Genomic DNA, 15,788 nt, shown 5'->3' with positions numbered 1-15,788 from the left:
ACCATGAGCCGGGATGATCCTTTCGGACTGTCGGAGGATCGCGAACGCACTCGCATCAGGCTGACCGGCACGCCGATGCCGCGGCCGATGGCGGCATCCTTGCCGGGCGGGCCGGTAAAACGCTCGCGCACCCACCCGAACGGCCTTGTCAACGCCTTCGCGCCCCTGCTCGAGTTTGCGCCGGAGCTTGAGAGCGCGCTGCCACCGGAGAATCCGGAAGTGTTACGCACCCGGCTGCTCGAAGAACTGGTTCGGGCACGCGACACGGCAATGGCGGGGGGGTCGTCGATGGAACGGGCCGATCAGGCAGCCTGGGTTGTGGCGGCTTTGCTCGACGATCTGGCACTGAACACGCCCTGGGGCGGGGCCAGCGCGTGGCCGCGTCAGCCGCTTGTGGTCATGTTGCGGGGCGATGTCGACGCCGGCACGCAGTTCTTTACACGGCTCGACGAACTGGAACGTCATCCGAACCGAGATTGCGAATTGCTCGAACTCCAGTATGACTGCCTGGCACTCGGTTTTCGCGGCAAGTATCGCGTGCCCGGCCGGTCGGGCGATCGCTCGCTCAATGCCGTTCGTGTGGCCGCGGCACGTTTCCTGCGCGATTCCGACGCCGAGAATGCCCCGCTGTCACCAAACTGGAAGGGCGTCATCGCATCCGACGAGCCGCAGCGCTTCATCGTTCCGATCTGGGTAATGGCCCTGGCCGTGGCGGTCATCGCTACCGCGACCTATGTCGGGCTCTCGATGGGCCTAAGCAGCCAGGCGGTGGAGCTTTCAGCACTGGTCCGAGCCCTGCCGCCGCCGACCCGTGGCGACATCAGGCGCATATCGCCAACAGTCGATGCCCCGCCGCCGGAGACTGTGGATTTTGCACTGCTGCCCGAATTTGAGGCCGAGGCGCCGGGCAATCTCAGATCGGCTCTGAGCGGCACGGAGAGCGTTTCGCTGGCCAAGCTGGTCATCCAGGCATCCAACCCCGAACTGTTCCAGTCGTCGCGGCCAACACTGACGGAAGGATTCGAGCCGCTGATCGGCTCGATCGCCAAGGTGATCCTCGCCAATCGTGACCTGATCGGCAACATCACTGTGGTCGGACATACGGACGGGGTTCCTCTGCAAAGAACCAATCCGCTGTCGACCAACCAGCGACTGTCTGAGGCTCGCGCCCAGACCATTGCCGACATGCTGGTACAAAACGGAGTGCCGCAGGAACGCGTCCATTCCGAGGGCCGGGCAGCCACGGATCCAGTGGCCGACGACGGCACGCGCGAGGGCCGGGCCCTGAACCGGCGCGTTGAGGTGCTGGTCGAAAAGAGGCTGTGAGATGTTCATCCTGCGCTTCCTCTGGGCGGTCCTGACATCGCGCTGGCTGTGGACACTGATTGGCATCACGCTGCTTTCGTTGGTGATCTGGGTATTCGGGCCGATCGTCAGGGTCGGACCCTACGACCCTTTCGCCTCGGACAATGTGCGCATCGTCATCATCGCGCTGCTGGTCATCTTCTGGCTGGTCTGGTTGATCGTTGCCCAGCGTCGGGCGATCCGTGCCAACCGGATGTTCGTCGCCGAAATCGCCGCGCCGGCGGTGGAGAAGCCACTCAGCCCCGGCGAAGAGAATGTCGCTGCCGTCGGTGCCAAGTTCGCCGAGGTCATGGCCGAGTTGAAGCGCCGCAAACTGGGCGGTCGCAAGTTCCTGCGCGAGATGCCGTGGTACGTTATCGTCGGGCCGCCGGCCACCGGCAAGACCACAGCCTTGCGGCAGTCGGGGTTGAACTTTCCGATCGACCTGACCGACGACCTGCAAGGGGTCGGCGGCACGCGCAATTGCGACTGGTTCTTTTCGGAGAGCGCGGTTCTGATCGACACTGCAGGCCGCTATGTCCAACAGGAGAGCCAACCCGACGTCGACGCGGTGGAGTGGCTGGGCTTCCTCGACCTTTTGAAGAAGCACCGGGGCCGTCGCGCGCTCAACGGTGTGATCGTCGCGCTTTCGATCGATGTGCTTTCGGAGGGCGACGACGCCATCAAGGCGCATGGCCGCAAGATCCGCCGTCGGCTGGCCGAGCTCAACGATCGCCTCGAGATCCGCCTTCCGGTCTATCTGATGCTGACCAAAGCCGACCTGATCAAGGGATTTGAGGCTTTCTTCGGCGGTTTGTCGACGGCTGCGCGCGAGCAGGTCTGGGGGACCACGTTTGCACTCGACGCGCATGTCGATGCAAGGACCATCGAGCGGGAAATCGCGACGTTAGCAACCGAGCTCGAGCGGCGGCTGGTGCCCCGGCTGGAGGATGAGGACAAGCTTGCCGCCCGCGCCGAAATCTTCAGGTTTCCCGCCCAACTCGCCAGCCTGTCCGAGCCGATCCAGGTACTGGTCGAGGCGATGTTCGGGGAAAGCCGGTATGAGGAGGCCCCCTGGCTGCGTGGCCTTTATCTGACATCGGCGACCCAGGAAGGGGCGCCGATCGACCGGTTGACCGCAGCGCTATCTGCCTCCTTCGGCCTTCCGCCGCGCCGGGCGTTGGCCGCGCTGCGTGTCGAAAAACGCAGCTTCTTCCTAAAGAATCTGCTTACCGAAGTCATCTTCAAGGAAGCCGGCCTCGGCACCTTCGATCCGCTGGCGCAACGCCGCCGCGCCTGGGTCTGGCGTGGCGCGGCTGCCGCATGTGCCGCAGCCGCCCTGCTGGTCAGCGGGCTGTTCACCTGGTCCTATTACGACAACCGCAACGCGATCACGGCCCAGGCAAGCCAGTTCGAGGCGCTGCAAACGCCATTGACCTCGGCCGCGGCAAACCCGGCATCGGTAGAACAGCCTGCGATCGATATCGCCCTCGGTGCAATGGAAGAGGTCGCAAATGCCCGCACCCCGCCTCCTGGCGCAGCACAGGATTTGCTGGGGCCATCAGCCTCGGCGGAACTGGTGCGGGCACAGACCGACACTTACGACCATGCTTTGCGTAACGTTCTCGAGCCGCACATGGTGGCGCTGCTCGAGGCGACGATGTGGCGGCAGATCCGCGATCCGGACTTCATGCTTGGCGCGCTGAAGACCTATCGCATGATGACCGGCCTCTCCCAGATGGATCCGGATTTCGCCCAGAACTGGTGGGTAAATAGTCTGCCCGAATTCGCGGCAGCGGCCCCCTTCCCGACAGCTGACGCGGAAGAGCACCAGCTTGCCGCGATCCGTCGCATGGCGGTTGACGCCAGTTATATCACCCCGGACCAGGCACTGGTTGCAGAGGCACTGAAAACCGTCTGCACGATTTCCTTGCCGGCGCGTGCCTACAAGCAGTTGCTGGCCGACCCGGCGGTGGCTGCGCTCAAGGAATGGATCCCTGCAAACTTCGCCGGCCCAAACGGCGCCAAGGTCTTTGCGCGGCGTTCGGACAAGACGCTGCGGGTCGGCATTTCGGGAGCGTTCACCTATGCCGGCTTCCATGACGCCATTCTCGACCGGGTCGAGGATGTCGCCGCCCAGGCAGCACTCGACCGGGCGGTGTTCGCCGGCGGTTGCTCGGAGAATTCCGAAACCTCGGTGTCGGCGCTGTCAGAGGATATTCTGAAACTTTATTACGACGACTATATCGCGCAATGGGACAGCTTCCTGCGCGACATGAGGCTTGCGCCACTGACCGACCTAAACGTCGCCAGTGAAAACCTCAAGGATCTTTCAAGCGCCGACTCCGCGCTGAAGCGCCTGGTCACCGCGGTGGTCCAGGAGACCGAGCTTACGCGATCCGATGAAGCGCCGGCAAACGACAAGGCGGCGGCAGGTGGCTCGAAACTGCTTGGCAAGCTGGGCAAGCTTGGCAAGATCGTAAAAACCGGAGCAAAGCTTTTGCCGCGTGCGGGCTCCGCCGACGAAGTGGATCTTACCGGCAGTCTGGTGGCCGAGCATTTCAAGCCGCTCAAGGGTGCCATCGCCGAGGTCGAGGGCCAGCCGCCGGCGCTCGACGCCGCCATTGTCGCGCTCACCGCACTGTCCAACGTGCTGCAGACGGTAACGGCCAATCCCGATCCTCAGGACGCCATCAAGAAGCAGGGCGGCCTCGCAGAACTGACTGGAGCGGTTGCCAGGCAGGCGCAGATCCTGCCCGACCCGATCGACGATTGGTTGGGCGGCATTGCCGGCGATACCAGCGGGCTGACGCAGAAGGCGGTCACCTCGGAGCTCAACGCGATCTGGCGAGCCGACATCCTGCCGTTCTGCCAGGCAGCACTCAACAACCGCTATCCTTTCAGCCCTGACAGCGCCGTAGACGTCAATGTTCGCGACTTCGCCCGCCTGTTCGGACCGGCAGGGCTGATCGACAACTTCATAAACGACCACCTGATCAGCTATGTCGACACGTCGGCGCAGCCATGGAAATGGCGCGCCGATTTCGGCCTCGATCCTTCGGCACTGGCCGCGTTCGAACAGGCAAGACGGATCCGCGATGATCTCTTTCCCGGCGGTACAGGCCCGCTGATGAGCTTCACGCTCGAACCGAAGGACCTGTCGCCCAATGTTGCGCGCGTGACGCTCAACCTCGATGGCCAGAACCTCGTCTACTATAACAATGCAACGAGGCCGCAGCCGATGACATGGCCCGGCAAGGACGGCACAGGGGTCATCTCGCTTGCCTTCCAGCCGATCGATGGCTCGCCCGAAATCTTGCTCAACGAGACCGGCAGCTGGGCGTGGCTGAGAATGTTGCGCAGCGGTCGCTTCACCGGCACCTCGCTGTCGGACGTCTACAGCCTGCGCCTGGGCACCAAAGGCATGTACGCCGATTTCCAACTCAAGGCCGCCAGCGTCGAAAACCCTTACAACCTGCAAATGTTCAAGAAATTTTCATGTCCGCCGCAGATCTGATCCTGCCCGGCTTTTACGGCAAGATGCCCGCGACCGGCGATTTTGTGACGCGGCGGCTGCCGGGGGATTTTGTTCGTCCCTGGGACCGCTGGCTTGCGCAGCATGTCGTCCCGCTCATCGGCTGGGAACCCTGGCCGCGCGGCACGGCGCTGCGGTTCCTGAGCGGTCCGGATTTTCTCGGCGCATCGGCAGGCGTCATCGTGCAGAGCGCCGACAGAGTTGGCAGGCAATTCCCGTTGAGCGTCGTCGCGCAGCTTTCCGAGGCTCCCGTTCAGCTGGCTCACGCCGAAGCCTGGTTTTCCGGGATCGAACGAACAGCCATCGCTGCCCAACGCGGCGAACTGACGCCCGACGAACTGGACGCCGCTTTGGCCGGACTGCCGGTGCCGCCTGTCGAGCCGGGCGACGAGCTCATCAGCGATATGGTGATGTGGACAGCCGGTTCGGACATTTTCGACATTGATCCACTGTCACCGCAAGCGACTCTGGAGCAAATCTTTGCCGCTAATTGGGAGACCAGGTGATGCAGATCTGGAACCAGATGGGCTACCCGCACCAGTTCACGGCAGCAACGGATGTTGGAGGGCACGATTGGCTCGTCGTCGTGGTGAAGGGGACCTTCGATTTTCCGGAGACACCTGGCGGAGACGTGCGCAAATCGGCGGAACAAGTTCCTCTGGTTTTCGCCGACACCCAAACTGGCAAACCGGGTTATTCCGCCACACTCTGGGAAACCGATTTTGCGTTCCGCAAACCTCGCTGCGACGTGATTGCCAATGGCTGTGCCTACGCGCCTGGCGGCCGGCCGGCCGAGCGTGTGCCTGTCGGCATCAAGATCGGCAACTGGTCGAAACTCTTCGAGGTGCTGGGCAATCGCGAATGGCGCGCGATTGGTCCGGTCTTCACCGCGACCTCACCGCAGCCGTTCCTGAAACTGCCGATCAGCTATGACAATGCCTGGGGCGGCGTCGACAAGGTCGACCCCGATGACAAATTGCCGGGGGTCTATTCCACCAACCCGGTCGGCACCGGCTGGTCACGCACAAAGAACCAGCGCTTCATTCCGGGTTTGCGGCTACCCAACACACAAAAAGTCGGCGAGGAAATCCGTTCGCCTTTCGGCGACTACACGCCCATGAGCTTTGGACCGATGGGGCGCGGCTGGCCCGGGCGCATCGAGTATGGCGGCACCTACGACGACAACTGGACCAAGAACATCTTTCCGTTCCTGCCGCCGGACTTCGACGAGCGCTACTTCCAGATGGCGCCACCAGACCAGCAAATAGACCGCCCGCGCGGCGGCGAAGAGGTGCAACTGGTGAACCTGACGCCGGAGGGGCGCATGAGTTTCCGCTTGCCGAACACGGCACTGCCCATGGCGCTGTTCAAGGACGGAGCTAAGGTGGTCGACACGCTGGTTCTGGCCGACACAATCCTGTTTGATCCGGAGCGCCGGAAGTTCTCGCTGGTCTGGCGTCTGTCCCAGCGGCTGCAGCGCACGATCCTTGATTTTTCCGAATGCTGGATAGGGTTGCCTACGCCCGGCATGTTGTTGGCTCGAGCGACCGGCAAACGCTACATCCGCAAGTTCGATACTCCGTTGCACGAAGACGACGGCGCGGAGGCGGCATGAGTGCCAGCCTCGATATCGTTTCAATAGGCATGGTGACGGCCGTTGGCCTCGACGGGCCGTCAAGTTGTGCCGCGATGCGGGCGCGGTTGAATGGTTTTCAGGAGACGCATTTTCACCAGTCGCCAGAGGCTCGTTTGACCGGCGCGCCGGTGCCGCTTCCGCGCAACTGGATTGGCGAGAAACGTATGGCTCATCTTGCTGCCGGTGCGATCTCCGAGGCCTTCGAAGCAGTGCCACAGGCACGTGGCCAAACCGCGCTCATTCTTTGCCTGCCGGAAGAAGACCGGCCCGGCCGACCGGTGCGCGACAATTCGGCCTTGTTGCGGCGGATCGGCGACATCATCCAACTCGCCCCCCACGACCACTCCCGTATCGTGGCGCATGGACGTCCGTCTGGACACGCCGCCTTCGACCATGCCCGGCGGCTGCTGGCTTCCGGTGAGGTGTCCTATGTGATGATCGCCGGCGTGGACAGCTACCTGACCGCGCCGACGATCTCCCACTATCTCATGGGAGGCCGCCTGCTGACGGCCGACAATTCCGACGGTTTTATCCCAGGAGAGGCAGCCGGGGCCGTGTTGTGCACACGCTCGAACGGCGGGGCCTTTCAGCTTTTCGGACTTGGCCTCGCGCGCGAAGCGGCATCGATCTACAACAAGGAGGATCTGCCCCTGCGCGCGTACGGCATGACATCAGCCTATGACGCGGCCTTTCGTGAAACGGGCATCGAGATGAGCCGGCTCGGCTATCGCATCTCCGATCTCGTCGGCGAGCAATACTGGTTCAAGCAGGCCGCGCTCGTGACGCTACGCCTACTGCGTGGCCGGCACGAATTTCAGGATCTTTGGTCACCAGCTGAATCTCTTGGCAACATTGGAGCTGCCGTTGTGCCGTTGATGGTTGGTATGGCCTGGACCGCCGCTCGAAAAGGCTACGCTGCCGGCAATCCAGTCCTCATTGAAGCTTCTTCGGACGCTGGAGCTTGCGGCGCCGCCCTGTTCGGCTCGAGGAACGCAGCATGACTGTCTTCGCCAACGGGCTGGAGATTGCCTGCAAAGCACAGGCAAACCAGGTCATAGCGGCGTTCCCCTATGTCTGTTTCACGCCGCCACAGACACCAGCGACACCACCGGGCGTGCCGGTGCCCTACCCGACCTTCGGCTCCGATAGCGACACCGATAACGGCACCAGCACCGTCAAGATCGGCGGCAAGACGGTTACCCAGAAGAACAAGTCCTACTACACCAAATGCACCGGCAACGAAGCGGGTTGCGCGCCGAAAAAGAACGTCATTACGTCTGTGAACACGGGCAAGGAGTACGCCCACGCCTGGTCCGGCAACGTGTTCATGGATGGCGAGCCGATCAGCCGTTTCTCCGACATTTCGTCGAACGACCACGCGTCGCCCATTGCCGGTGGCCCTCCCTTGCCCAAGGTCGGCATCCTCGACGAATCCGATCCCAGATGCGCGTTCCTCGGCATCAAGCCATACAACAAGCTGAAATGCGATCCGGGCGAGCAGAAGGAACACACGGTCGAGGTTCAGTTCTTTACAGCGGGCGGCGTGCGCGACCTCGTGCTGAAATGCTGCGAGAAATACGACGACAGGGAGGCACCATGCATCTGCATGAAGGCGAAATGGGTCGCTGGCGAAGGCGCAACAGCGCGTTCGGCAGGCGTTGAGGGACGTTCCGTTCTAGGCAGGACGACCAACACGCCCCACTATTACAAATCGGCTGAGGCAAGAAACTGGATCGCCAACAACCCGGAGGGAAAGCTGGGCGACTTCGTGAACACTTGCGTTGCCGCAACCGTCGACAACCTAGACATCCCGCCAGCGCAGGTCGCACTCGCGACAGAATGCCTTGAAGTCGCAAATATGAACTATTTGAAGAAGAGCATGAACAAGAGTGAGCAAGACGTAAAGGACAAGCAGGTGTGCCACACGACTTGCACGCGCGCCTACGCGGAAGAAGAGCGAGTGGCTGGAGCAAAGAAAAAGCTCAAAAAACTAACCGTATCTGCACGACAGGTTGAGAAGGCGATGAAGCAACGCCCGACGGTCGGGTGCAAGCGACGCGCCGGCACTTGAAGGGGTTCAAAGATGAGAATGGACCGTGAACTGCTGGACATTTTTGCACAGGATAGCGACACGGCATACCAATGCATACAGGTCGCGCCGATGCGCGACGGCCGCGCCGCAATCCTCTTCCTGGTCAGTGATCCCGACTTTGTGAATACCGTGTCGGTCGTCTTCGTTGTCGATGATTTTAACCCGGCTACCGCCAAGCGAATACTTCTGTCGGATGCGTGGCTGATGTCTCTTTCCGCGACGCCGTCGGACGAACTCCTTGCTCTCGAGGCAACCACCCGGGTTTGGCGTTTTGCAGGCGCGAACTGGTCGAGCGAAAAGATCTCGGAGATCAGCCTCCGGCGTATCTGGGCGAAGGACCCGGATGGGCCCATTGCCGTCGGAAGCAAAGGGGTGGCTCTCAGGTTCCGAGGGGCTGCGTGGCGTCCCATACCACCCATTGTCCCGACACAATATTTCGACGTTCACGGCTCACCTCAGCACGGCCGGTTCGCCTGCGGCAACCAGGGCAGCCTTCACCGGTTGGCGGATTCGGGCTGGCTAGCGGTGGAACTTCATCGCCACGACCAGTTCCGCGGCATCGACGTCGCTCCCGATGGCACGATCCGACTTGCCGGAGACGGCGGCGCCTGCCTCCGAGTGGCCAACGAGGAAGCGACGGAGCTTCAGGCGCCCGAACATGCCTTTTTTGCCGTGCGTAGTTTCAAGGGCCGCGCCTATTGGGGCGACGAGGTGGGCGTAAGCGTGGAAGCGGGGGACGCGCTACAGCCCTTCGAGGATACCGGCATCGGTTCGGACCTGCGCAGCGATGGCGACTATCTCTATGTCGCCGGCATCGACGCTGCCTGGCGCTTCGATGGCAAAACGTGGAAGAAGCTGACGCTTGTCTATGACAATGGATTCCGACTGGAGTGACGGCCTGAACGTCGTGTTCGTCTACTTCTGGCCGCCATTGCTCGACAGATACGCCCTCACCTTGGGCAGGTCGAGTTCCGCGATCCTCGATGGTGCGCCCTTGATTAGCATGCGCAAAACAAACAACTCGCCCGCTTCGGGATACTCGGCATAGAGCGTTTCAGCGATCTCCTGCCCGACCTCTCCTGCGATACGCAGACCGTCTAGATGCGAGTCAAGCCGTTCCACAAGACGCGCCAGCCGCTCCTCGTCCATGTCAGGATTCTCGTCCGGATACAGCAGATGATGGTCGTAGACCGTCCATAGAAACGCTGCCATTTCGGCATGCTGGCGAACGATCTCGCGCAAGACGATCTTTGGCATCAGTTCAGATTCACTGACCCGCCACGGACCCTGTTCGTGGCGCTGGCATGGCTCGTCACATAGGTGCCGCGGATGGTGATGTGGCCATCCTTTTCCATGATAATCGTTGCCTTGCCACAGCGAAGCTCGATCCGCTCGTCGCCGACTATGGTCACCAGCTCACCATCGCGAATGACCTGCGGCGTCGGAGATTTGCGGGCAGGTTCGACGATTCGACCCACGATCAAGGGCCGCGCCGGGTCACCCTCTTGGAAGAGCAATGCGACTTCCGCCCCGATCATCGCCGAGGTGAGTTCAGTCAGGCTGCGTGCGGGAACCGCCGCATCACCTGGATTGCCGGGAAACACGACCAATGGCGAATCAGAATTGAAGCCGAGAAACAGGCCGATCACCACACCTTCTATGCGTTCTTGAACCTCGGTCATGCCGGAATCCCTAGTTCTGATTTATCTTGCTGCCCTTCATGGTGATGTCGCTAGACGCCTTCACATTGATCGTGCCGGACCCCTTTATCATGATGTCCTTGCCTTCTATGGTGATGGTGCCGTCCTTCTTCATCGTAATGGACGATGAACCGCATTTCAGGGCGATAGCGTCGCCTGCTTCGATCAGGAATGTCTTGGCGACGGTGATTTTGCCGTCCTCGCCGATCTGTACCATGCTGGCCTTGGCTATCTCCAACTGGAAGGCGCCACCGACCTTGGTGCCGTCGTCCTTGGCAATTTCCGTGCGCCTCCCCGCGCCAATCTGGCTATTCTGATCTTTGGCGATACTAAACTTCTGGGTGCCGCCGATCGTCACGTCCTGATTTGACGCGATGTTCCAGCTGTCGTCGGCACCTATCTGATGGCTCTGAGCGGCACCTACGGTGACAGAGCGTTTTGACCCGATCGTGTTGGTCTGCGCGGATCCTACCGTGCGAGTCTCGGTCGCGCCGACGCTGTCCACGCGCGCTGCCCCCACGGTGATCGCCTGGGCTATGGCCACGGTCTGCGCGTGATTGGCGCCGATGGTCTCGGTCGAGTTTGAGCCGATGCTGATGGTCTCGTTGGACCCTACCTTCAACGAGCGGTTTGACCCCACCGTTTCCGTATCGTTGGAGCCGATATTCGTCGTCTGGTCGACGCCGATCTTGACCGTCTTGTTGTTGCCGACGTCCTCATCAAGGTTGTGGCCGACGGAGTGCTTGGCGTCGTGGTCGATGCGGTCGGACTGGTCGTGCTGCACCAGCTTGGTGCGGTCATTCTTGATCAGAAGGTTATGGTCCTTCTGAGACTGGAAATTGACCAGCTCGGAGCCGGCCTTGTCCTCGAACATCAGCTCGTTGTAGCCACCGCCGCCTTTCGAGGAGTCCGACTTCCAGCCCGATTGCGTAGCGCTGCCCGGCAGTCCGTAGGGCGGCATTTGGGAGGCATTGTAGACGCGGCCGGTGATGATCGGCAGATCCGGGTCGCCTTCGATGAAATCGACGATCACCTCCTGACCGATACGCGGTATTTGGATGAACCCCCAGCCGCTGCCGGCCCATGTCTGCGAGACCCGCACGAAGCAGGAGCTGTTCTGGTCCTTCTTGCCCAGACGGTCCCAGTGAAACTGGACCTTCACCCGTGCATATTTGTCGGTGAATATTTCCTCGCCGGAAGGTCCGACCACGGTCGCCGTCTGCGGCCCGCGCATGATCGGTCGTGTCGTGACCCGCGGCGGACGATAGGGCAAAGCCGTAGGTGCCACACCAAGGATCACCTTGAAGTTCTCGCTGTCGACATCCGCATGGGCTCTGTAGCCCGGGTCGAACAGCCTGTATTCAGCGCTGACCACCAGATACTCCTGGTTCTGGTCCTCGCGCGGAAAGCCATCCAGCTTGAACGTGCAGCCGGAATAGAGGCCGCGCAGGGTTCCGACCGCGGCGACGCGCTGGTGCACCGCCTGGATTTCCTCGCGCCGGATCGCCGCCAGGCTATCGCCGCGGCCCACTTCCAGATGGGCGCCGGGCTGACGGTAATTCTCGCCCGCAGCCAGCTTGTGACTGAACGGCTGGGCCGATTTGGCCATCAGGTCGGCACCCGGTTTCTTGAAATCATAGTCGGTATGGACATAGGCGCCCGGCCGCACCGAGCTGCCCGGGATCCATTCGGTGATGTATTCGACATCGCGCCGGGAGCCCTGCCCCTCGAAGTGGTAAGGCACTTTTTCATAGCCCGGCGCCGGCTTCAGCTTGCTCATCGCATCGGCGAGCACAAGCGTGTGCTTGCCCTCGCCATGCTCGAAGAAATACAAAATGCCCTCGTGCTCGAGCAGCCGCTGCACGAAGTCCAGATCGGTCTCATCATATTGCACGCAATATTCGCGCGGCGGATAGGAACCTTGCAGGCGTTTCTCGAATTTTGCCGTGCTGTATTTCGAGAAAACCTCCTCGACGATTTCGATGACGCTCATGTTCTGGAAAATGCGGCAGTCGGTCGTATTGCCGAGAAACCAGAGCCATGGTCTGACGACCGTTTCGTAGTAGGCCAGCTGGTCCTCGATCCGGGTAAGTCTAAACTCGGACACCAGGCCGCTGAACCAACGTTTTGGATCGGATTCACCTTCGATCGAGACGGCCCCACCCAGCATCTTCAGCGGATCGATGTCGTGGTCGGTACTTACGAACCCAACCGTGTAGCCAAAACAACGGCTTATCTCATCGCGCCCGACAAGGTGCGTGAAGGTCAACAGCTCGGCGCCAATCGGCGTCTCCACAACCGTGGCACGTTCATTTGGCATTGGTCGTGCCCCTCCTGGACCCGGTAGTCAGTGGATTTGAAGGTCCTGCTATACTGTCCTGCTATACTAACGACGACAGGTTCAGGAACTGAAAGCTCACAACAATTCTCTTTGCTGGTCCGTGTTGAGCGTACCACATGTTGTTGCGCGGGCCAAAGAGGCATGCCAGCAGAGCTGGGCGAATCAGCAAGATCCAGAGTTCGCCCGCTGCCTTGCGCCAATGTGATGCGAAATTGGATTAGCCACGTTAAAAACATGGAGTATCGTGCCGAGAAGGCCGCCAGCGATCACACAGGCGATTGTGCATGTTAATCAGTCTGCAGATCAGCAATGTCGATGCCCTGCCCGCTGGCGTATCCCCCGGCTACAGATCGCGTGATCGCACCTTCAAAATCGGTCGCGAAAATTGCGACTGGATCTTACCCGACCCGGACAAGTTCATTTCCGGCCGGCATTGCCAGATTCGATACGAGGCAGGCGCGTTTTGGCTGCATGACATCTCGCGCAATGGCACTTTCATCAACGGGTCGAGCCAACGCATCACCGGTCCGCACCGGCTGGCGCACGGCGACAGGCTCCTGGTCGGCCGCTACGTCATCTTTGTATCGATTGACGAGCGCGCCTCGCCGACCCATCCGCAAGGCGACGAAGGTTCGACACAACGACACATGCCCGTCGCGGCCGATCGACTGCTTGGCTCTGGAGGCGAGCCTTTCTTGAATTCGGCACAGCCATGGCCCGAGCAACAAGCACCGTCGCTGCCCGCCTCGGTCCTTTCGACGAGAGACGAGGTGCTGCGGGAAATCGCGATTGGAGCGGGTATTTCCCCGGAACTGCTGCAGTCGCGGGACCCGCATGAAGTCGCGGCCGAAATTGGCTCGGTCCTGCGGGTGGTGGTCGAGCAACTGGCCATGCTGCTGAAGGCACGTGCGGCCGCCAAAACGCTGGCCAAGAGCACGCACCGGACAATGATAAGCTCCGCCGACAACAACCCGCTTAAGTTCGTGCCGGGAATCGACGACATCCTCGAAATCATGTTCGCACGGCGTAGGGCCGGCTATCTCGATGCCAGGCACAGCGTTGAAGACGCATTCCGCGATCTCAAGGCGCACGAATTTGCCACCTATGCCGCCATGCAAGCTGCGCTGTCGCGACTGCTTGACGACCTTTCGCCGGAAGCGATCGGCAAAAAGCTCCCGCCGACATCTTTTTCCTCGAAGAAGGCCCAAGCATGGGACGCTTTTGTCGGGACGTGGAGGAGCATGGAGGAAGCACACGAAAACGGCATGCTGGATATATTCTTGGCCTATTTTAGCGAGGCGTATGCAAAAGCTGAGCAAAAATAGCCCGGCGCAACAGACTGTGGCGCTTTAGCTGACAAAGAAAAACGCATCGGCGCGCCGCGTCATGTTCCAATCGAGAACATCTGCGATTACGATCACATACGACAAGTTCGCCAAGCGGGTAAGCCTGATTGACCTGGGGTCTGCGGCAGATGTCATATTGCGGCGCCATAGTTTCTTGTAGCTCCGGACCGCGACCGTGCCGGTATGATACTTGCCTGCGCTATCCGACCAGGAAAGATCTGGCGCCTCTCGCACGCGAACGCGGGCACCGCATGGCAGCGGCACATCGGCGATGAGCTCGAAGGACGATCCTTTCGGCCCGGTGGGCAAGACCGTCATCCGCCCACGGCGCGGGCAGAATGCAAAACCAGCCGCAAACGAACCGATTGCGAAGACTGCCGGACCCTCGGACGTCAAGGAATCGACAGTTTTCGAACCTGACATAGGTCGGCATATGCCGCCGGACTGGACATCAGGAACCATTCTTTATCAGGGAGCATCGTCAGGTGCAGCGGCCAAAGCCGGGGCAGCCGAGTCAAGGCCGATCATTCAGCAGGAGGTGCTGCTCGAAGCCGCAGACACGGTCAAATATTCGACGGCAAATCCGATCCTCGCTGCGTCAGCACCATTGCTCGTCCTGTTCGGGCATCTCAGGCTCTTGCCGGTTGAAAGACAGGCGGCGCCATTGGCCGAGCATATCGCCGAAGCGATCGAGAGGTTCGACCGGACGCCGGAGAAGTCGGGCGTTGCCGAAGAGGATGCGCGGATCGCGAAGTTCGCCCTTTGCGAAACCGCCGACGATCTTGTTGGCAACCTGCCCTGGACCGGCAAGGACACCTGGGCACAGCACAGTATGTTGTCGCGGTTCTTTCACGTTGAAGCCACGGGCGCCGGCTTTTTCGAAGCGCTGAACAAGGTGCTGGCCAATCCGGAGCCACACTTAGACCTGCTGGAGCTGATGCACGTCTGCCTGTCCGTGGGATTTGAGGGCCAGTATCGGGATCTGGCGCGCGACGATACCAGTCTGGAACGTGTGCGGCGCGACGTCTACGAGACGCTTCGCTACTTCAGGGCCCGCGCCGGAGAGGACATCTCCCCCCGCTGGCAAAGCATGGCGGCGACGATGGTGCCGTCTTCGACCGGCCTGCCGCTCTGGGGTGTTGGCGCCGCGGCATCAGCCCTGCTGACGGCCGCGTTCTTCACGTTGCGGGCGTTCGTGACCGATGAAGGCGATGCTGCAGCCAGACAGTTGCTGGCACTCAATCCCTCGACGCCTGTGACGATCGAGCGCGCCAGTGTGGTACCCCCACTTGCCGAACCGGTGACAGTTGCCTCGCCTGCCGCAACCGAGCAGATCGACCGCATCCGCTCGGCACTGTCCACGCAAGTCGAGCGCGGCGGGATGACCATCGGCACAAAAGGCGACTTCATCGTAGTGGAGATCAACAATCAATTGTTGTTTCAGCCTGGCAAGACCGAAATGAAGCCTGAGTCTCAGTCACTGGCCGCACAGATTGCCGCAGCCCTTGAGCACGAGCCGGGGCCAATCAGGATCGTTGGCCACACGGACAATGTGAAACCACGGAAATCGAGCGCGTTCAAATCCAACTTTGACCTTTCGGTCGCCCGGGCGAAGGCTGTTGAAACAATGATCGCCGCGAAACTTAGCGATCCCTCGCGAGTGACCGCCGATGGCAAGGGCGCAGATGAGCCAATTGCCGACAATGCGACGTCCGAGGGCCGCGCCAAGAACCGCCGTGTCGACGTGATGATCCCCAAGGAGGAAACGCTGTGAAGACCGCCGGTGGGAAGCGC

12 protein-coding genes are annotated in these 15,788 nt (G+C 61.2%); 9 read left to right on the top strand and 3 right to left on the bottom strand.

What is annotated here, in order from left to right:
* Positions 1 to 3 precede the first annotated feature (3 nt).
* The 7 genes from icmH to NKH43_RS19425 are packed head-to-tail and all read left to right on the top strand — an operon-like array spanning position 4 to position 9,501.
* Positions 4 to 1,326, top strand: a complete 1,323-nt coding sequence (gene icmH / locus NKH43_RS19455; protein WP_352859463.1) for a type IVB secretion system protein IcmH/DotU — start codon at positions 4 to 6, stop codon at positions 1,324 to 1,326.
* Position 1,327: 1 nt separating this feature from the next.
* A complete protein-coding gene (gene tssM / locus NKH43_RS19450; protein ID WP_352859462.1) occupies positions 1,328 to 4,861 on the top strand; it encodes a type VI secretion system membrane subunit TssM in 3,534 nt (1,177 codons plus the stop codon).
* Positions 4,843 to 5,385: a type VI secretion system-associated protein TagF gene (gene tagF / locus NKH43_RS19445; RefSeq protein WP_023720333.1), complete on the top strand. Its 543-nt coding sequence runs from the start codon at positions 4,843 to 4,845 to the stop codon at positions 5,383 to 5,385. The genes tssM and tagF overlap by 19 nt, the downstream gene beginning before the upstream one ends.
* Positions 5,385 to 6,494 carry a DUF2169 family type VI secretion system accessory protein gene (locus NKH43_RS19440; protein ID WP_352641600.1) on the top strand — a complete coding sequence of 370 codons (1,110 nt, stop codon included), beginning with the start codon at positions 5,385 to 5,387 and terminating at the stop codon, positions 6,492 to 6,494. The genes tagF and NKH43_RS19440 overlap by 1 nt, the downstream gene beginning before the upstream one ends.
* The gene (locus NKH43_RS19435; RefSeq protein WP_031194389.1) at positions 6,491 to 7,516 is read left to right on the top strand and encodes a beta-ketoacyl synthase N-terminal-like domain-containing protein; all 1,026 of its coding nucleotides are present in this window, start codon (positions 6,491 to 6,493) and stop codon (positions 7,514 to 7,516) included. Before NKH43_RS19440 ends, NKH43_RS19435 begins: the two co-directional genes overlap by 4 nt.
* A complete protein-coding gene (locus NKH43_RS19430) occupies positions 7,513 to 8,586 on the top strand; it encodes a PAAR-like domain-containing protein (RefSeq protein WP_352641598.1) in 1,074 nt (357 codons plus the stop codon). The genes NKH43_RS19435 and NKH43_RS19430 overlap by 4 nt, the downstream gene beginning before the upstream one ends.
* A gap of 18 nt (positions 8,587 to 8,604) precedes the next feature.
* The gene (locus NKH43_RS19425) at positions 8,605 to 9,501 is read left to right on the top strand and encodes a hypothetical protein (RefSeq protein ID WP_352641595.1); all 897 of its coding nucleotides are present in this window, start codon (positions 8,605 to 8,607) and stop codon (positions 9,499 to 9,501) included.
* 21 nt (positions 9,502 to 9,522) lie between these two features.
* On the opposite strand, the gene NKH43_RS19420 is transcribed toward NKH43_RS19425, so the two are convergent.
* From NKH43_RS19420 to NKH43_RS19410, 3 genes are read right to left on the bottom strand one after another with little or no spacing between them, the layout of a single operon-like run.
* A complete protein-coding gene (locus NKH43_RS19420) occupies positions 9,523 to 9,864 on the bottom strand; it encodes a hypothetical protein (RefSeq protein WP_352641593.1) in 342 nt (113 codons plus the stop codon).
* A complete protein-coding gene (locus NKH43_RS19415; protein WP_023720327.1) occupies positions 9,864 to 10,289 on the bottom strand; it encodes a DUF6484 domain-containing protein in 426 nt (141 codons plus the stop codon). The genes NKH43_RS19420 and NKH43_RS19415 overlap by 1 nt, the downstream gene beginning before the upstream one ends.
* Positions 10,290 to 10,299: 10 nt before the next feature.
* Positions 10,300 to 12,627, bottom strand: a complete 2,328-nt coding sequence (locus tag NKH43_RS19410; protein WP_352859461.1) for a type VI secretion system Vgr family protein — start codon at positions 12,625 to 12,627, stop codon at positions 10,300 to 10,302.
* Positions 12,628 to 12,932: 305 nt separating this feature from the next.
* Here NKH43_RS19410 and tagH point away from each other — a divergent pair, with 305 nt between their 5' ends.
* Both tagH and tssL read left to right on the top strand, forming a co-directional pair.
* Positions 12,933 to 13,973 carry a type VI secretion system-associated FHA domain protein TagH gene (gene tagH / locus NKH43_RS19405; protein ID WP_352859460.1) on the top strand — a complete coding sequence of 347 codons (1,041 nt, stop codon included), beginning with the start codon at positions 12,933 to 12,935 and terminating at the stop codon, positions 13,971 to 13,973.
* A gap of 292 nt (positions 13,974 to 14,265) precedes the next feature.
* Positions 14,266 to 15,768, top strand: a complete 1,503-nt coding sequence (tssL, locus tag NKH43_RS19400) for a type VI secretion system protein TssL, long form (RefSeq protein WP_352859459.1) — start codon at positions 14,266 to 14,268, stop codon at positions 15,766 to 15,768.
* Positions 15,769 to 15,788: the final 20 nt, after the last annotated feature.

This window comes from Mesorhizobium sp. M1163 (assembly GCF_040318415.1).
Lineage (GTDB): Bacteria > Pseudomonadota > Alphaproteobacteria > Rhizobiales > Rhizobiaceae > Mesorhizobium.
The sequence above is the reverse complement of the archived record's forward strand: the minus strand, read 5'-3'. Positions and strand labels throughout refer to the sequence as shown.